Below are 17,358 nucleotides of genomic sequence, written 5' to 3' on the forward strand. Positions count from 1 at the left end.
TAGGGAGAAGGCGGGGAATGTAAAACTGGTGGTTTTTGATCAAATAAAGGCGACCGGTCGGTCGCATTTTTGGAAAGGCGGTGCCGCCCGCGGCCCCGGGGCGGGGCCGTGGGCGGCGCGGCATCAACCGGCCAGCAGGGCGCGGGCGATGATGGTTTTCATGATTTCGTTGGTGCCGCCGTAAATACGCTGTACACGGGCGTCGGCGTACATGCGGGCGATCGGGTACTCCCACATGTAGCCGTAGCCGCCGTGCAGCTGCAGGCACTCGTCGATGATCTCGCACTGCAGGTCGGTGACCCAGTACTTGGCGCCGGCGGCGGTGGGGATGTCCAGCTCTTTCTTGAGGTGCATCTCCAGGCAGCGGTCCACGTAGGCGCGGGCCACGTCGAGCTTGGTGCGCAGCTCGGCGAGTTTGAACTGGGTGTTCTGGAAATCAGCGACGCGCTGGCCGAACGCCTTGCGCTCTTTGACGTAGTCCAGGGTGTGCTCAAAGGCGCTTTCCGCCATGGCCAGGCCGTTGATGGCGATGCCGAGGCGTTCCTGGGGCAGTTCCTGCATCAGATAGATGAAGCCCATGCCCTCGTCGCCGATCAGGTTTTCCGCCGGCACTTTCACGTCCTGGAAGAACAACTCCGAAGTGTCCTGGGCCTTCATGCCCACTTTCTTCAGGTTCTTGCCTTTCTGGAAGCCTTCCATGCCCTCTTCGACGATCAGCAGGCTGGTGCCCTTGGCGCCTTTGCTGGGGTCGGTCTTGGCCACCACGATCACGATGTCGGCGTTCTGGCCGTTGGTGATGAAGGTCTTGGAGCCGTTAAGGATGTAGTGGTCACCGTCCTTCACGGCGTTGGTCTTGACGCCCTGCAGGTCGGAGCCGGCGCCCGGTTCGCTCATGGCGATGGCGCCGATCAGCTCGCCACTGACCATCTTCGGCAGCAGGCGCTGCTTCATTTCCTCGGAACCGTAGTGCTCGATATAGGGCGCCACGATTTCGGTGTGCAGGCCCCAGCCGATGCCGGTCAGGCCGGCCCGGGAGATCTCCTCGCTGACCACCACGCTATAGAGGAAGTCGGCGCCGATGCCGCCGTACTCTTCGCTCACCATGGGACACAGGAAACCCTGCTCGCCGGCCTTGCGCCAGAGCGCCTTGGGCACCTGGCCGGTTTGTTCCCACTCTTCGTGGTGGGGGACGGCTTCGTTTTCCAGGAACTTGCGGACGGTGTCGCGGAACGTCTCGTGGTCGGAACTGAACAGGGTACGGGGGATCATTATGCTCTCCGGTTGACTCGAACTGGAGACAGAGTGTCTAGCCCCCGGGAACCGGGGGCAATGACCAAAACGCTCAGGCCAGGTGCTCTCGCGCTAGGTACTCCTGCGATTGCATCTCCAGCAGGCGCGAACGGGTGCGTTCGAACTCGAACTCCAGACGGCCGCCGGCGTAGAGGTCCTCGATCGGGGTCTCCGCGGCCACCACCAGCTTCACGCCGCGGTCATAGAATTCGTCGACCAGATTGATGAAGCGGCGCGCGCGGTCGTCACTGCCGGCGCCCATGCGTTCCACGCCGGAGATCAGCACGGTGTGAAACTCCCGGGCGATTTCGATGTAGTCGTTCTGGCTGCGCGGGCCGTCGCAGAGCGCCCGGAATTCGAACCAGACCACATCGTCGGTGGACTTCACCGTGGCGATCTTGCGCCCTTCCACCAGAATGTTGCCCTGGTCGCGGTGGCGGCCGTGCTCCGGCGCGAGCGCGGCGAAACGCTCGGCCATGAAACGGTCGGCCTCGGCCCCCAGCGGGCAGTGGAACAGCTCCGCCTGCTCCAGCAGGCGCAGGCGGTGATCGTGACCGCCGTCCACGTTCATCACCCGGGTGTGGTGCTTGAGCGCTTCGATGGCGGGCAGGAAACGGGCCCGTTGCAGGCCGTCCTTGTACAGGCCGTCGGGCTCGATGTTGGAGGTGGTCACCAGGGTGACGCCCTGATCGAACAGGGTCTGCATCAGGGTGCCGAGAATCATGGCGTCGGTGATGTCGGTGACGAAAAACTCGTCGAAACAGAGCACCCGGTAGCGGGACGCGAATTCCCGGGCGATGCTGGTGAGCGGGTTTTTCTCGCCCTGGCGGTCGCGCAGCTGGCGGTGCACTTTCTGCATGAAGCGGTGAAAGTGCATGCGCCGCTTTTCCTCGAACGGCAGGCACTCGAAGAACACGTCCATCAGGTAGGTCTTGCCGCGCCCCACGCCGCCCCACATGTACAGGCCCTTGTAGGGCTGGCGCTTGCTCTTGCGCAGGCGCGCCAGCAGCCCCTTGGCGGGCTGGTCTTCAAGCAGGCGGTGGTACAGATGATCGAGCGCACGGACCGCCTCTTCCTGGGCCGGGTCGCGCACGAATTCAGGGCGGGCCAGATCGGCCTGATACTTCTCGAGAGGCGTCATGATGTCCCGGGATGATGAACGGCGGGTCAATGTAGCGTTCCCGGGCACGGGTGACAAGACGGCCCGGGACGCGCCGGTTCAGGGAAGCCGCGAAGAGGCCACCTCGCGGAGGTTGACCAGCTGGCCGTGGAAGAAATGGCCGCTGTCCGGGAAACGGATCAGATCCGGGGCCAGCGCAGTGCTCTCCGCCCAGCGGAACACTTTGTCCGCGGGCACCACCTCGTCGTCCTCGCCCTGTACCACGGTCACCGGGCAGCCCACCTTCTCGATGGTCTCGAAGCCGTAGTGATGCACCGGCGGGGCCACCAGGAACAGGGCCGCCGGCGCCTCGCCGTTGGCGGCCAGCACCTCGGCGCCGCGCGCCGCCACGAAGCTGCCGAACGAGAAGCCCGCCAGCCACAGGGGGGTGCCGGGGTACTTTTTGCTGAGCCAGCGGTGCACGGCGATCAGGTCTTCCACTTCGCCGATGCCGTCGCTGTAGGCGCCCTGGCTTTCGCCGACGCCGCGGAAGTTGAAGCGCAGGGCGGCGGCGCCCGCGTCCCGGGCGGCGCGAATCAGGGTGGTCACCACTTTGTTATCCATGGTGCCGCCGAATTGAGGGTGAGGGTGGCAGACGATGGCGATCATGGCAGGGTTCTCCGTTTCCCCTTCAAGCACCGCTTCCAGGGTGCCTTCCGGACCCTCCAGGGCCAGCCGGTCACGACTCATGGTTTCCTCCCGATACAATTTCCGGGCCGCTTTTCTTGGCGCGGCAACTAGGACTGTGCTGCAATGTGCTGGCTAAGGAGTATGACATGGATATGCTGACAACCCACCTGCTCTCTTTCCTCGCCGGCCTGGTGGCCGGCGCCGGTGTTTTATACTGGCTGCTGCCCGCGCGGCGCCAGGGCAGCCAACTGATTCGCGAGCGTGATGAAGCCCGCAACGCGCTTAATCACTACCGGGACCAGGTGGACCGCCACTTCCTGGAGACCGCCGATCTGGTCAACGACCTGACCCAGTCCTACCGGGCGGTGCATCAGCATCTGTCCCAGGGCGCCCACGGTCTGTGCAGCGAGGCAGGCCGGCGCAAGGCGGCGGCGAAGAACCTGGACGCGGCGTTCGAGCCGGATACCCCGGCCTCGCAGCCGCTGGATTACGCGCCCAAGGCCCAGGGCACGCTGTCCGAGGATTTCGGTCTGGGCAAGAAGAAGGCCGACGGGCCTTACAGCCCGGTGGGCCGGGATGAGGAAGAGCCCGCCGCGGTAGTGGCGCCGCCGCGGGATTACGCGGATGTGGGCAGTGATGACGATGACAGCGATAAGCCGCGCTGAGAAGCGAGTTAAATAGGGCTCTGGGATCCTGCCGGCCGGCTTTGCCGGCCTTTCGCGGGCGGGGCCCGCTCCCACAGGGGCCGCTCCCACAGCGAAGCCATAAAAAAACCCGGCTTTGAGCCGGGTTTTTTATTTGCCTGAAGAGCGCGGGGCTTAGCGGGCCGAGTGGCCTTTCAGCTCCACCTTCACTTTTTCGTGTTCCTGCAGGCCCTGGTAGTAGTTGCGCAGCACTTCCAGCACTTCCGGGCGGCTGAAGTTGTCCGGCACGTCGCCGCCTTCGCTGAGCAGCTTGCGCAGCTTGGTGCCGCTGACCAGTACGCGGTCGTCGGCGGTGTGCGGGCAGGTGCGCATGCTGGCCATGGTGCCGCACTTGTCGCACCAGAAGGTCCAGTCGATCTTCAGCGGCTGGGTGATCAGCGCGTCGTTGGGGATCTCGTCGAAGATGTGGTGGGCGTCGAACGGGCCGTAGTAGTCGCCCACGCCGGCGTGGTCACGGCCGACGATCAGGTGCGAGCAGCCGTAGTTCTGGCGGAACAGGGCGTGCAGCAGCGCCTCGCGGGGGCCGGCGTAACGCATGTCCAGCGGGTAGCCGGACTGCACTACGGTGTTCTCCACGAAGTAGTGCTCGACCAGGGTGCTGATCGCTTCCTGGCGCACTTCCGCCGGAATATCACCGGGCTTCAGGTTACCCAGCAGCGAGTGCACCATCACGCCGTCGCAGATTTCGATGGCGATCTTGGCCAGGTGCTCGTGGGAGCGGTGCATGGGGTTGCGGGTCTGGAAGGCGGCGACGCTTTTCCAGCCGCGCTGCTCGAACATGGCGCGGGTTTCGGTGGGCGTCATGTAGATGCCCGCGTACTTCTCCGGGAAGTCGCCCTGGCTGAATACCTTCACCGGGCCGGCCAGGTTGACGTCGCCCTGGGCGAGGACCATTTTCACGCCCGGGTGCTCTTCGTCGGTGGTCTTGAACACCTGCTGGCACTCGTGGGCCTTGTCGATGGTGTACTTCTCGTTCACCAACATGGAGCCCATGATGTCGCCGTTACCGTCGACCAGCGCGACTTCCTCGCCTTCGGCCAGACTGTCGGCGGTGGCCTGGTCGGTGGACAGGGTGATCGGGATCGGCCAGAACACGCCGTTGGCCAGCGTCATGTTGTCGCACACCCCCTGCCAGTCGGCTTTCCCCATGAAGCCGTCCAGCGGCGTGAAACCGCCGATGCCGAGCATGATCAGATCGCCGCGCTCACGGGAACTGAGGGTGATTTTCGGCAGCGCACTGGCCGCGGCCAGCGCGCTTTCCCGTTCGGCGCCTTCCAGCAGCCGGATGTTCAGCGTTTCGCTGCCGTGGGGTTTCACCAATTGCGACATGTTCGCTCCCTAATGGTCGGTTGTGTCTGTGATGGCGGCGGATTATACCGGCCCGCGTCCGGGGCCCTCCACCGCTGCTAAGAACTTTCGGTTTGGTGCTTATAGCCGCAAGCTCTGCGCGTTACGCCCAGGGCACGCGCAACTTGACCGGCGCCGGCTCCAGTTCGATCTCGGCGGGCAGCCAGCCGACCGGGTCGCCGTCCGCCTGCACCGGCTCCAGGCCGGGCGCGGTGACGGTGACCTTCTCGGCGCTCAGCGAAGCGACACCGTCGACCCGCTCCATGCGCCCCACCACCAGCGCCGCCAGGCAGCGCAGCAGGAAGCCAAGGCCCGGACGCTGGAACATCAACACCTGCAGGCTGCGCTTGGCCAGGCCCGCTTCGCGGCTGAGCACGAAGCTGCCGCCGTAGTAGCGGCCGTTGGTGATCACCGCGGAAAAGCAGTCCAGCGGGCGGCCGTCCACGGTGATCCGGTACTGCACCTGGCCGTAGCGGAACAGTTGGCGGATCATGCTGATCACATAGGCGAGCTTGCCGACCCGGCGCTTGAGAATCAGGTCCACCTGATCGACCACCCAGGCGTCGTAGCCGATGCCCGCCATCACCATGAAGCGGCGGCCGTTCAGCCGCGCCGGGGTGACGTTCAGGGTGCGGCCGTCGAGCACCACCTTGGCGGCGGCCTCCGGGCGGCGCGGAATCGACAGTTCCCGGGACAGCACATTGGCGGTGCCGATCGGAAACAGCGCCAGCGCCACGCCCGGGTTGAGGCCGTTGATGACGTCGTTGGTGGTGCCGTCACCACCGGCCGCCACCACCACCTCGCCCTGATCGGCCAGGCCGCGCAGATAACGGGTGGCGTCGCCGGGCGCGCGGGTGTGGTAAAGCCGCACCTTGCCGCCGCCCTCTTCCAGCGCGCGCACGAAATGGCGCAGCCGCCGCTCCCTGCCGCCCCCGGCGGTAGGGTTGTAAATCACCGTGATGTTCATGCGTTCCCGTACTGCCGAAGAGATGCCGCCCTAGACCGGGTTATCGATATCGATGAAGGTATGTTCCAGCCCGTACTCATTGGCGAGCCACTCCCCCACCGCCTGCACCCCGTAGCGCTCGGTGGCGTGGTGGCCGCAGGCGAAATAATGAATGCCGGTTTCACGGGCGAAATGGGTGGTGGGCTCGGAAATCTCACCGCTCAAGTAGGCGTCCACGCCGAGCGCCTGGGCCTGTTCGATAAAGCCCTGGGCGGCGCCGGTGCACCAGGCCAGGGTTTCGATTTCGTCCTCGCCGTCGCCGATGTGCAGCGCCTCGCGCCCCAGCACCGACTCCACATGGACGGCGAAATCGCGCGCGCTCATCGGGTCGTCCAGACGCCCCACGTTGCCGATGGAGAGCGGGTTGCCCGCTTCCATGCCGCCTTCGACGCGCAGCCCCAGGCGACGCGCGAGTTGCGCATTGTTGCCCAATTGCGGGTGCGCATCCAGCGGCAGATGGTAGGCGAACAGGCTGATGTCGTGGCGCAGCAGGCTCTGCAGCCGCTGCTTTTTCATGCCACGAACGCGCTGGTCCTCGTTTTTCCAGAAGTAGCCGTGATGCACGAAGATGGCGTCCGCTTCTTCGACGATGGCCGCGTCGATCAGCGCCTGGCAGGCGGTGACACCGGTCACCAGCCGCCGCACCTGCTCGCGGCCTTCCACCTGAAGCCCGTTGGGGCTGTAGTCACGGAATCGGTGAGGCTGCAGCTCGTCGTCGAGCACACGCAGCAAATGATCGCGTTTCAGCATGGAGGTCTCCCTGCTACTATTGCGCGCAGTCTACATGATTCGCGGGGGCGGAGGCTTGGATAAGTGTTAACAGGCCCGTTATTAAAACTGTTTCGATTTCTGGCATTGCCGGTGGTCGCCGGCCTGGCCGTGGGCCTGTCGGTGCTGTGGTGGTACGAGCACGGGCCCGGCGCCCGCGACACCACCGGCGCGCCGGCCACCGCCACGGCGCCCCGCGCGGACAGCTACTCGGACGCGGTGGCCCGGGCGGCGCCGGCGGTGGTCAACGTCTATACCACCCAGATCGTCACCCGCGGCGGCGAGCAGCTCAGCGACGACCCGCTGTTCAACCGCTTCATGGAGCGCCCGCGCCGCGAGCGCGCCCTGGCCAGCCTGGGCTCCGGGGTGCTGGTGTCCTCCGAAGGCTATGTGCTGACCAGCTACCATGTGATCCGCGACGCCGATGAGATCCTGGTGGCCCTGCGCGATGGCCGGGACGCCCCGGCGCGGGTGGTGGGCACCGACCCGGAAACCGACCTGGCCCTGCTGCAGATCGCCCTGGAAGACCTGCCGCAAATCGAACTGAACGGCCCGCAGCCGGTGAGCGTCGGCGACGTGGTGCTGGCCATCGGCAACCCGCTGGGCGTGGGCCAGACCGTGTCCATGGGCATCGTCAGCGCCACCGGCCGCACCCACCTGGGCATCGCCACCTTCGAGAATTTCATCCAGACCGACGCGGCCATCAACCGGGGCAACTCCGGCGGCGCGCTGATCAACACCCGTGGTCACCTGATCGGCATCAACACCGCCATTCTGTCCTCGGACGGCAACTGGCAGGGCATCGGCTTCGCCACCCCGGCGTCGATCGCCAGCGAGGTGATGTCCGACCTGATCGAGCACGGCCGGGTGATTCGCGGCTACCTGGGCGTCACCGTCCAGGACATCAACCCCACCCTGGCGGAAACCTTCGGCATGGACAACGTGGTCGGCGGCGTGGTCACCGAGGTGGTGTCCGGCAGCCCGGCCCAGGACGCCGGCCTGCAAGCCGGCGACGTGCTGATCGGTATCGACGGCAACACCATGAAGGACGGTTACGAGGCGATGAACCGCATCGCCGGCACCGAGCCGGGCACCAAGCTGACCCTCAACGTGCGGCGCAATACCCAGGAGCTGGAGCTGGACGTGACCATCGGCACGCGCCCACCGGCAAACGAATAATCGTAGGAGCGGGCCTAGCCCGCGAAAGGGTGGCTTATAGCCACCCGGCGGGATACCAGAGGCCTATCTAACAGCGGCACAAACAGCGTCTCTGGGATCCTGCCGGGAGCTTCGCTCCCTTTCGCGGGCAGGGCCCGCTCCTACAGGATTTCTTCCAGGGCTTCGGTGAGCTCCCGATTCTGATCGGGGCGCCCCACCGTTATCCGCAGGTGGTCGGCGATGCGTTCGGGTTTGCCGAAGTGGCGGACGATGATGCCGCGCTCGCGCAGCGCCGCCGCCAGGTCGGCGCCGGGGCGGGTGGCGTGGCGGCAGAACAGGAAGTTGGCCGCCGAGGGCAGCACCTGGAAGTGCATCGTTTCCAGCGCGTGGCGCAGGGTTTCGCGCTCCTCGATGACCAGCTCGCGGCCGCGCTGGAAAAAATCCTCGTCCTCGAAGGCGGCCTTGCCGGCGGCGATCGCCAGCCGGTCCAGCGGGTAGGAATTGAAGCTGTTCTTGATCCGCTCCAGCCCGTCGATCAGCTCAGGATGGCCCACCGCGAAGCCGATGCGCACGCCGGCCAGTGACCGGGACTTGGAGAGCGTCTGGGTGACCAGCAGATTGGGGTACCGATCCACCAGGGCGATGGCGGTGTCACCGCCGAAATCCACGTAGGCTTCGTCGATCACCACCACCGACTCCGGGTTGGCGGCCAGCACGGCCTCAATGGCATCCAGCGGCAGCAGCCGGCCGGTGGGCGCGTTGGGGTTGGGGAAGATAATGCCGCCGTTGGGGGCGGTGTAGTCCGCCGGATCGATGGCCAGGTCGTCGTCCAGCGGCACCGGGCGGTAGTCGATGTCGTAGAGCCCGCAGTACACCTTGTAAAAGCTGTAGGTGATGTCCGGGAACAGCAGCGGCCGGTCCTGCTTGAACAGCCCGAAGAAGATGTGCGCCAGCACCTCATCGGAACCGTTGCCGACGAACACCTGGGCGCGGCTGACGCCGTGGTAGGCGGCGATGGCGTCCTTGAGCTCGGTGGCGTCCGGGTCCGGATACAGGCGCAGGCGGTCGTCGGCGGCCGCACGGATCGCCTCGATCACCCTGGGCGAGGGGCCCAGCGGGTGCTCGTTGGTGTTGAGCTTCACCAGCCGCGCCATTTTCGGCTGCTCGCCGGGCACGTAGGGCTCCAGGTCGCGGACGAAGGGGCTCCAGAATCGGCTCATAGCGGCTTCTTGATCCTCATTTCGGCGCTGCGGGCGTGGGCGGTGAGGCTCTCCGCGCGGGACAGCACCGAGGCGATTTTACCCAGCTCGCTGGCGCCCTCCGGCGAGCAGCCGATCAACGAGCTGCGCTTCTGGAAGTCGTACACGCCCAGCGGCGACGAGAACCGCGAGGTGGCGCTGGTGGGCAGCACGTGGTTGGGCCCGGCGCAGTAATCACCGAGCGCCTCCGGGGTGTGACGGCCCAGGAAGATGGCGCCGGCGTGGCGCACTTTCTTCGCCCAGACCTCGGCGTCATCCAGGGACAGCTCCAAGTGCTCCGGGCAAATGCGGTTGACCACCTCCATGGCCTGATCCAGGTCGTCCACCTGAATCAGGGCGCCACGGTTGGCCATCGAGGTGCGGATCACGGTTTCCCGCTCCAGGGTCGGCGCCAGGCGCTCCATGGCCTCTTCCACCCGGGCGAGGAAATCCGCGTCCGGGCTGACCAGGATGGATTGCGCTTCCTCGTCGTGCTCGGCCTGGGAGAACAGGTCCATGGCGATCCAGTCCGGGTCGGTCTTGCCGTCGCAGACCACCAGGATTTCCGACGGCCCGGCGATCATGTCGATGCCCACCTTGCCGAACACCTGGCGCTTGGCTTCCGCCACGTAGATGTTGCCGGGGCCGACGATCTTGTCCACCGCCGGCACCGTTTCGGTGCCGAACGCCAGCGCCCCCACCGCCTGGGCGCCGCCCAGGGTGAAGAAGCGCTCCACGCCGGCCACCGCCGCCGCCGCCAGCACCATGTCGTTGAGCTCGCCGTCCGGCGCCGGGCTGACCATGACGATTTCGCCGACGCCGGCGACCCGGGCGGGCAGCGCGTTCATCAGCACCGAGCTGGGGTAGGCGGCCTTGCCGCCGGGCACGTAGATGCCGGCGCGGTCCAGCGGGGTCACCTGCTGGCCCAGCAGGGTGCCGTGGGCGTCGCGGTAGTGCCAGGAGTCCTGCTTCTGGCGGGCGTGATAATCGCTGACCCGTTCGGCGGCCGCTTCCAGGGCCTGGCGCTGCTCGGCGGGCAGACGTTCAAGAGCCGCTTCCAGCTGCGCCCGCTCCACGGTCAGATCCGCCATGGAGGTGGCGTCGCGGCGGTCGAAGCGGTTGGTGTACTCCACCACCGCGGCGTCGCCCCGGCCGGCCACATCACGCAGGATACCGCGCACCCGCTCACCCACTTCCTCATCGCGCTCTTCGCTCCAGGCGGTGAGCGCCATCAGGCGGGGAACGAAATCCGCGTCGTTGGCGTTTAAACGGTTGGTCTTCATGCTGTTTCCCGGCGTTGCTCCACGGCCTGCTCGAGTTTATCAAGAATCGCCTGAATCGCGGCGTGACGGGTCTTCATACTGGCCCGGTTGACCACCACCCGGGAGGAAATGTCGTCGGCGATGGTTTCGGTGGGCTCCAGGCCGTTGGCGCGCAGCGTGTTGCCGGTGTCGACGATGTCCACGATGCGGTCCGCCAGCCCCACCAGCGGCGCCAGTTCCATGGCGCCGTAGAGCTTGATGATCTCGGCCTGCTTGCCCTGCTGGGCGAAATACTGGCGCGCCACGTTGACGAACTTGGTGGCCACCCGCAGGCGCCCGCTCACCGGCGGCGCGTCCTTGAGCGCGGCCACCATCAGCTTGCAGCGGGCGATTTCCAGATCCAGCGGCTCGAAGATGCCTTCGGCGCCGTTTTCCATCAGCACGTCCTTGCCGGCCACGCCCATATCGGCGCCGCCGTGCTGCACATAGGGCGGCACGTCGGTGGCGCGGATGATGATGATCTGCACGTCATCGCGGGTGGTGTCGAAGATCAGCTTGCGGGACGCGGACGGGTCCTCCAGCAGCTCGATACCGGCGTGCTTGAGCAGCGGCAGCGTCTCGTCAAGTATGCGGCCCTTGGAGAGGGCGATAATCAGCGGTTTTTCGGACATGTCGGTTTCCATCGGCGCCACGCTTCAGCCGGGTACGCGCCGAATCACGGCGCCCAGCGATTGCAGTTTTTCCTCGATACACTCGTACCCCCGGTCGATATGGTAGATACGCTGCACGGTGGTGTCGCCCTCGGCGACCAGGGCGGCGATCACCAGCGACGCCGAGGCGCGCAGGTCGGTGGCCATCACCGGCGCGCCGGTGAGGCTGGCCACGCCGCGGCAGATGGCGGTGTTGCCCTGCACTTCGATGTCGGCGCCCATGCGGTTCATTTCCTGCACGTGCATGAAACGGTTCTCGAACACCGTCTCGACAATGGTGCCGGTGCCTTCCGCCACCGTGTTCAGGGCGGTGAACTGGGCCTGCATGTCGGTGGGCATGGCCGGGTACGGCGCGGTGCGCAGGTTCACCGACTTGGGCCGGCGGCCTTCCATGTCCAGGCTGATCCAGTTGTCGCCGGTCTCGATCTTGGCGCCGGCTTCCTTGAGCTTGTGCAGCACCGCGTCGAGCAGGCTCGGGTCGGTGTCCTTGCACTTGATGCGGCCGCCGGTGATGGCGGCGGCGATCAGATAGGTGCCGGTCTCGATGCGGTCGGCGATCACGTCATGGTGGCAGCCGCCCAGCTTGGGCACGCCTTCCACGGTGATGGTATCGGTGCCGGCGCCGCTCACCTTGCCGCCCATGCGGTTGATGAAGTTGGCCAGGTCCACCACTTCCGGCTCGCGGGCGGCGTTTTCCAGCACCGTGGTGCCGTCCGCCAGCGCCGCCGCCATCAGCAGGTTTTCGGTGCCGGTCACGGTGACCGTGTCCATCACGATGCGCGCGCCCTTCAGGCGGCCGTTGGATTTGGCGTGCACGTAGCCGTTGGCCACCACGATCTCGGCGCCCATGGCCTCCAGGCCGCGCAGGTGGATGTCCACCGGCCGCGAGCCGATCGCGCAACCGCCGGGCAGCGACACCGAGGCTTCGCCGAAGTGGGCGACCATCGGCCCCAGCACCAGGATCGAGGCGCGCATGGTTTTAACCAGCTCGTAGGGCGCGGTGAGCTCCTGGATGGTGGTGGGGTTCACCTCCACGTTGAGCTTGTCGTCGATCACCACGTGCACGCCCATGCGGCCGAGCAGCTCGATCAGGGTGGTCACGTCCTGCAGGTGGGGCAGATTGCCCACCGTGACCGGCTCCCCGGCCAGCAGGGTGGCGGCCAGGATCGGCAGCGATGAGTTCTTGGAACCGGAAATGCGGATTTCGCCGTCGAGACGCCGACCGCCAGTGATGATCAATTTGTCCATGGAGCTTCCTACGCGGAAAAGACGGTACGGTCAGGCAAGGCCCATTTTCTGGGCTTTTTCCCATTCGGCACGGGTAAAGGTCTTGATCGAGACGGCATGAATGGAGTTATCGGCGATCTGCGGGTTGATGCAGCTGTACACGAGCTGCTGTTTCTTCACCGGCATCAGGCCTTCGAAGGCATCGGATATCACGCGGATCAGAAAGCGGTCGCCTTCCCCTTCCACGGCCACATCGGCATCCTCGAAACCGGCTTCCACCAGCGCCTTCACGTCTTCCGATTTCATGATCACTCCTCGTTTCAATGAACGGGTAATGATACGCGAGGGCGCGGTGGCTTGTCATTGTGACGGCCGGCCATCCGGCGGCCGGCGCTCCGGGGGCCGGCCATCCGGGGGCCGGCCGCCCGGTGGCGGGGTCAGGCGCCGCTGCCGGTCTCCACGTCCACTTTCTCTTCCAGGTCGGCGCTTTCCGCGGACCAGCTGTCGATCACCTTGTCCAGGTCACCGAGCTGCTGCATGGACTGGGCGAACTGGGCCCGGTACACGTCGCGCAGATCCAGGCCGTTGACGTAGACATTGACCACTTTCCACTGGTCGTCGGACTGGAACAGGGTGAAGAACACCGGAATCACCTTGCCGTCGTTGGTGGTGCCTTCCAGGCGCACCCGGGCGTAGTTGCCCTTGCGGTCCTCCTCGCGCATCGGCAGCACGCGGATTTCCTGGCCCTGGTAGAGGGTCACGCCGGAGGCGTAGGTGTTGATCAGGCTGTTCTTGAACACTTCCAGGAACTCGTACTTCTGGTCCCGGCTGGCCTGGTCGAAGTGCTCGCCCATCACCATGCGCGTAATGCGCTTGAAATCCACCAGCGGCACCAGCTCCTCGCGGACCAGCTCACGGGCGTAACTTTCGTCCTTTTCCAGCCGCTCGCGCTCGGCGTCGATACGGCTGGTCATCCGCTCCACGGTCTCCTGGACCAGATCGCGGGGGTCCTGGGCGGCCTGGGCGAAGCCTGCCAGACCAAGCATCACCAGCGCCATTACAGTCGCCAAGCGTTGTTTAACGGTCATACGTCACTCCCTGTCGTGTCTGAGGATGCTAGTTTTTACGGCGTTCACTCCGAACTGTCCAGCCAAGGCCTCTACGAAGCACTTTTTGTGCGAGCGGGCCTCGCCCGCGAAAGGCAAGCGGCGCTTGCCGGCGGGATACCAGAGGCCTCTTTGATACCCCTTCCGCAGTTCCGGGAGACAACCATACAGGTCTCTGGAATCCTGCCGGCCGGCTTTGCCGGCCTTTCGCGGGCGAGGCCCGCTCGCACAATCAATTGGAACATCCAAACGCTTAAGGGTTCCAAGGGCAGTCAGCGGCGCTTCGGCCAGTGTATAATCTCCGCCAGCGAGGAGACACGAATCATTATGAGTCATAACCACATCGCCACCGCCCGCCGTGTTCTGGACGTGGAAGCGCGCGCGGTGGCCGCGCTCGGCGAGCGCGTCAGCGACACCTTCGAGCAGGCCTGCGAGCTGCTGCTGACCTGCAAGGGCCGGGTGATCGTGACCGGCATGGGCAAAAGCGGCCATATCGGCAGCAAACTGGCGGCCACCCTGGCGAGCACCGGCACCCCGTCGTTCTTCGTCCACCCCGGCGAGGCGTCCCATGGGGACCTGGGCATGATCACCACCGAGGACGCGGTGCTGGCACTGTCCAATTCCGGCGAAACCGGCGAAATCCTCACCATTATTCCGGTGATCAAGCGCAAGGGCGCGGTGCTGATCAGCATGACCGGGCGCCCTTCGTCGTCCCTGGCGCAGCTCTCCGACGTGCATCTCGACGTGGGCGTGGAAGAAGAGGCCTGCCCGCACAACCTGGCGCCCACCACCTCCACCACCGCCGCGCTGGCCATGGGCGACGCCCTCGCCATCGCCCTGCTCGAGGCGCGCGGCTTCACCGCCGAGGACTTCGCCCTCAGCCATCCGGGCGGCAGCCTGGGCCGGCGCCTGCTGCTCAAGGTCGACGACATCATGCACGCGGAAGAGCGCCTGCCCCGGGTGAACCGCGACGCCAGCCTGTCCGACGCCCTGCTGGAAATGACCCGCAAGGGCCTGGGCATGACCACCGTGGTGGACGACGACGGCCGCCTGATCGGCATCTTCACCGACGGCGATTTGCGCCGTACCCTGGAAAAAGGCCTGGATATCCGCCAGGCCGGCATTGCCGACGTGATGTCGCCGCGCCCGGTGACCATGCCGCCCGGGCACCTGGCCGCCGAGGCCCTGCAAATCATGGAGACGCGCAAGATCAACGGCCTGGTGGTGTGTGACGCCGACCAGCGCCCGGTGGGCGCCCTCAACACCCAGGACCTGCTGCGCGCGGGGGTGATGTAGTGACCTTGCTGGTGTCCAGCGCCGACGCGCGCAACCTGAAACTGATGGCCTTCGACGTGGACGGCGTGCTCACCGACGGCCGCCTCTATTACGGCCCCGACGGCGAAGCGCTCAAGGTGTTCAATACCCTGGACGGCCACGGCCTCAAGAAACTGGCCGCCAGCGGCGTCACCCTGGCGCTGATCACCGGCCGCGACACGCCCATGGTGGCCCGCCGGGCCGCCGAGCTGGGCATCCAGCATGTGATCCAGGGCCGCGAGGACAAGGGCGTGGCGCTGGCCGACCTGGCCGCCTCGCTGGGCGTGACCGCCCGCGAAACCGGCTACGCCGGCGACGACGAACCGGACGTGCCGGCCCTGCAGTGGGCGCAGATCGCCTTCGCCCCCGCCAGCGGCCACGACTGCGCGCGGGCGGCGGCCGACCACGTGACCCGCAACCGAGGCGGCGAAGGCGCGGTGCGCGAGATCTGCGACGCCCTTCTCGAACACCGGGGTGACGCGTGAAACGGCAGGGCCTGCTCAGCGCCTCAGGCATCCTGCTGCTGGGCCTGATCGTGCTGATGACCCTGCACGAGTGGGACAACCCCCTGGAGGAGGATCGCGAGGCGTTTCTCAACGCGCCGATGATCATCGCCGACCGGATCGTCGCCAAGGCCTACGATGAAGAGGACGGCCGGGTGCAGTACCGCCTGGTGGCGGATCACCTGGAGCAGTACGAACGGGACGCGCTCACCACCCTCACCGAACCGGTGTTGCGCATGGACAACAGCAACGGCCTGTGGACGATCCAGTCCCGCCGTGGTGAAGTGCGCGACAACGGTGACCTGATTGTCTTCACGGACCAGGTGGAAGCGCGCAGCGAAAGCAACGGCGTCACCCTGGACACCGAGGAACTGCAGTACCACAACGACACTAACCGCGTGGTCTCCCCCGGCGAGCTCGCCATGCGCCACCGCGACGGCCGCACCCGCGCCGGCGCCATGGAAAGCGATCTGACCAGCGGCGAAATGACACTCAAGCAAGGAGTGGTAAGTGAATTCACAGGCAGCACGGAATAGGTCCGCCCTGGGCAAGGCTCTGCTGGCTCTGGCGTTGACCGCGCTGACCGCCGGCGCCGCCGCCCAGCAGCCCACCGGCCCGGTGGAGGTGAGCGCCGATGAGGCCACCTTCGAACAGAGCGCCGGCACCGGCGTGTATCGCGGCAACGCCGAGCTGATCCAGGGCAAGCGGCGCCTGAACGCGGATGTGATCCGCCTGTTCACCGAGAACAATGAACTGATGCGGGTGGAAGCCACCGGGTCGCCGGTGCGCATGGTGGAAGGCAAGGAATTGAACGCCCGCGCCGACAAGCTGGTCTACGACCTGGCGCAGCGCAGCCTGGTGCTCACCGGCAACGCCCGCGTCACCCACCAGGGCAACACCTTCGAAGGCGCCAAGGTGGAGTACAACCTGGATTCGCGCCGCGTGGACGCCAGCAGCGAAGGCGACAAGCGGGTCCGCCTGGTGATCCCGGCCAAGAACGCCGAGCAGGCCAGCGAGGACGCCGAGCCGGAGGAGCAGGACAACGGCGAACCGGCCCAGGACGCCCCGGCCGCGCAATCCGACAATGCGGAGACCCCCTGAGATGGCACATCTGAGCGCCCATAACCTGGCCAAGAGCTACAAGAGCACCCGCGTCATCGAGGACGTCTCCCTGGAAGTGGAAGCCGGCCAGATCGTCGGTCTGCTGGGCCCCAACGGCGCCGGCAAGACCACCTGCTTCTATATGATCGTGGGCCTGGTGGCCGCCGACGCCGGCCGCATCGAGATCAACGGCAACGACATCACCCACCTGCCCATGCACGGCCGGGCCAAACGCGGCATCGGCTACCTGCCCCAGGAGGCGAGCATCTTCCGCCGCCTCACCGTGGAGCAGAACATCATGGCGATCCTGGAAACGCGCAAGAGCCTCAGCAAGGCGGAGCGCAAGGAGCAGCTGGAGAAACTGCTGCAGGAATTCCACATCGACCATATTCGCGACAGCATGGGCATGAGCCTGTCCGGCGGCGAGCGGCGGCGCGCGGAGATCGCCCGCGGCCTGGCCACGGACCCGGACTTTATTCTGCTGGATGAGCCCTTCGCCGGGGTCGACCCGATCTCCGTGAACGACATCAAGAGCATCATCCGCCATCTCAAGGACCGCGGCATCGGCGTGCTGATCACCGACCACAACGTCCGCGAGACCCTGGATATCTGCGACACCGCCTATATCGTCAGCACCGGCCATATCATCGCCGACGGCGACGCCGACACCATTCTCGGCAACCAGCAGGTGCGCGACGTCTACCTGGGCGCCGATTTCCGGCTCTAGTGGCGACAAAAGCGGCGGCGGGCGCCGCCGCGCCTTGCGCACCGCCCAAACCCTTGCATATAGTGGACGCCTTCCCGCCGCATCGCCCTACACCCTTCCGCCGGACAA

At 66.2% G+C, this 17,358-nt stretch carries 19 protein-coding genes; 7 read left to right on the forward strand and 12 right to left on the reverse strand.

The window, feature by feature from the left end; genetic code table 11:
• Nucleotides 1-123: 123 nt before the first annotated feature.
• The 3 genes from ACMG4O_RS14860 to ACMG4O_RS14870 all read right to left on the reverse strand — a co-directional run bounded on the left by ACMG4O_RS14860 (nt 124) and on the right by ACMG4O_RS14870 (nt 3,139).
• Nucleotides 124-1,269 (reverse strand): acyl-CoA dehydrogenase family protein, encoded by a 1,146-nt coding sequence (locus tag ACMG4O_RS14860; RefSeq protein WP_142948896.1) that lies wholly within the window; start codon nt 1,267-1,269, stop codon nt 124-126.
• Nucleotides 1,270-1,342: 73 nt separating this feature from the next.
• Nucleotides 1,343-2,431, reverse strand: coding sequence for a cell division protein ZapE (gene zapE / locus ACMG4O_RS14865; RefSeq protein ID WP_414434078.1), 1,089 nt, complete (start codon nt 2,429-2,431; stop codon nt 1,343-1,345).
• Between the two features lie 78 nt (nt 2,432-2,509).
• Nucleotides 2,510-3,139 carry an alpha/beta hydrolase gene (locus tag ACMG4O_RS14870; RefSeq protein ID WP_142948898.1) on the reverse strand — a complete coding sequence of 210 codons (630 nt, stop codon included), beginning with the start codon at nt 3,137-3,139 and terminating at the stop codon, nt 2,510-2,512.
• An 86-nt stretch (nt 3,140-3,225) separates the two neighbouring features.
• On the opposite strand from ACMG4O_RS14870, the gene ACMG4O_RS14875 reads away from it, so the two are divergent.
• Nucleotides 3,226-3,744, forward strand: coding sequence for a YhcB family protein (locus tag ACMG4O_RS14875; RefSeq protein WP_414434079.1), 519 nt, complete (start codon nt 3,226-3,228; stop codon nt 3,742-3,744).
• 153 nt (nt 3,745-3,897) lie between these two features.
• Here the strand turns inward: ACMG4O_RS14875 and sat are convergent, their stop codons facing one another.
• From sat to ACMG4O_RS14890, 3 genes are all read right to left on the reverse strand, one after another.
• Nucleotides 3,898-5,112 (reverse strand): sulfate adenylyltransferase, encoded by a 1,215-nt coding sequence (sat, locus tag ACMG4O_RS14880; RefSeq protein ID WP_414434080.1) that lies wholly within the window; start codon nt 5,110-5,112, stop codon nt 3,898-3,900.
• Nucleotides 5,113-5,233: 121 nt separating this feature from the next.
• Nucleotides 5,234-6,097, reverse strand: coding sequence for a diacylglycerol/lipid kinase family protein (locus ACMG4O_RS14885; protein ID WP_194855066.1), 864 nt, complete (start codon nt 6,095-6,097; stop codon nt 5,234-5,236).
• Between the two features lie 30 nt (nt 6,098-6,127).
• On the reverse strand, nt 6,128-6,886 hold the full coding sequence (locus ACMG4O_RS14890; protein ID WP_323745326.1) for a Nif3-like dinuclear metal center hexameric protein: 759 nt from the start codon (nt 6,884-6,886) through the stop codon (nt 6,128-6,130).
• Nucleotides 6,887-6,949: 63 nt separating this feature from the next.
• On the opposite strand from ACMG4O_RS14890, the gene ACMG4O_RS14895 reads away from it, so the two are divergent.
• Nucleotides 6,950-8,083, forward strand: a complete 1,134-nt coding sequence (locus ACMG4O_RS14895) for a S1C family serine protease (protein WP_414434081.1) — start codon at nt 6,950-6,952, stop codon at nt 8,081-8,083.
• A gap of 140 nt (nt 8,084-8,223) precedes the next feature.
• On the opposite strand, the gene hisC is transcribed toward ACMG4O_RS14895, so the two are convergent.
• The 6 genes from hisC to ACMG4O_RS14925 all read right to left on the reverse strand — a co-directional run bounded on the left by hisC (nt 8,224) and on the right by ACMG4O_RS14925 (nt 13,587).
• On the reverse strand, nt 8,224-9,282 hold the full coding sequence (gene hisC, locus ACMG4O_RS14900) for a histidinol-phosphate transaminase (RefSeq protein ID WP_414434082.1): 1,059 nt from the start codon (nt 9,280-9,282) through the stop codon (nt 8,224-8,226).
• The gene (gene hisD, locus ACMG4O_RS14905) at nt 9,279-10,583 is read right to left on the reverse strand and encodes a histidinol dehydrogenase (RefSeq protein ID WP_414434083.1); all 1,305 of its coding nucleotides are present in this window, start codon (nt 10,581-10,583) and stop codon (nt 9,279-9,281) included. The genes hisC and hisD overlap by 4 nt, the downstream gene beginning before the upstream one ends.
• Nucleotides 10,580-11,233: an ATP phosphoribosyltransferase gene (gene hisG / locus ACMG4O_RS14910; protein ID WP_142948909.1), complete on the reverse strand. Its 654-nt coding sequence runs from the start codon at nt 11,231-11,233 to the stop codon at nt 10,580-10,582. The genes hisD and hisG overlap by 4 nt, the downstream gene beginning before the upstream one ends.
• Before the next feature lie 24 nt (nt 11,234-11,257).
• Entirely contained in the window at nt 11,258-12,520 is a 1,263-nt protein-coding gene (gene murA / locus ACMG4O_RS14915; RefSeq protein WP_194855062.1) for a UDP-N-acetylglucosamine 1-carboxyvinyltransferase, read from the reverse strand.
• Between the two features lie 30 nt (nt 12,521-12,550).
• Nucleotides 12,551-12,805 carry a BolA family protein gene (locus ACMG4O_RS14920; RefSeq protein ID WP_067605985.1) on the reverse strand — a complete coding sequence of 85 codons (255 nt, stop codon included), beginning with the start codon at nt 12,803-12,805 and terminating at the stop codon, nt 12,551-12,553.
• A gap of 131 nt (nt 12,806-12,936) precedes the next feature.
• Complete coding sequence (locus tag ACMG4O_RS14925; RefSeq protein ID WP_414434084.1) at nt 12,937-13,587, reverse strand: phospholipid-binding protein MlaC; 651 nt, start codon at nt 13,585-13,587, stop codon at nt 12,937-12,939.
• A 345-nt stretch (nt 13,588-13,932) separates the two neighbouring features.
• Between ACMG4O_RS14925 and ACMG4O_RS14930 the strand changes: the two genes are divergently transcribed.
• From ACMG4O_RS14930 to lptB, 5 genes are read left to right on the forward strand one after another with little or no spacing between them, the layout of a single operon-like run.
• Nucleotides 13,933-14,901 carry a KpsF/GutQ family sugar-phosphate isomerase gene (locus ACMG4O_RS14930; RefSeq protein WP_414434085.1) on the forward strand — a complete coding sequence of 323 codons (969 nt, stop codon included), beginning with the start codon at nt 13,933-13,935 and terminating at the stop codon, nt 14,899-14,901.
• Nucleotides 14,902-14,945: 44 nt separating this feature from the next.
• Nucleotides 14,946-15,404: a KdsC family phosphatase gene (locus ACMG4O_RS14935; protein WP_414434868.1), complete on the forward strand. Its 459-nt coding sequence runs from the start codon at nt 14,946-14,948 to the stop codon at nt 15,402-15,404.
• Complete coding sequence (gene lptC / locus ACMG4O_RS14940; RefSeq protein ID WP_194855059.1) at nt 15,401-15,958, forward strand: LPS export ABC transporter periplasmic protein LptC; 558 nt, start codon at nt 15,401-15,403, stop codon at nt 15,956-15,958. The genes ACMG4O_RS14935 and lptC overlap by 4 nt, the downstream gene beginning before the upstream one ends.
• Nucleotides 15,933-16,523, forward strand: coding sequence for a lipopolysaccharide transport periplasmic protein LptA (gene lptA, locus ACMG4O_RS14945; RefSeq protein ID WP_414434086.1), 591 nt, complete (start codon nt 15,933-15,935; stop codon nt 16,521-16,523). The genes lptC and lptA overlap by 26 nt, the downstream gene beginning before the upstream one ends.
• A 1-nt stretch (nt 16,524) precedes the next feature.
• A complete protein-coding gene (gene lptB, locus ACMG4O_RS14950; protein ID WP_142948916.1) occupies nt 16,525-17,250 on the forward strand; it encodes an LPS export ABC transporter ATP-binding protein in 726 nt (241 codons plus the stop codon).
• The last annotated feature ends 108 nt before the right edge of the window (nt 17,251-17,358 follow it).

This window comes from Alloalcanivorax venustensis (assembly GCF_047495515.1).
GTDB classification, from domain to species: Bacteria; Pseudomonadota; Gammaproteobacteria; order Pseudomonadales; family Alcanivoracaceae; genus Alloalcanivorax; species Alloalcanivorax venustensis.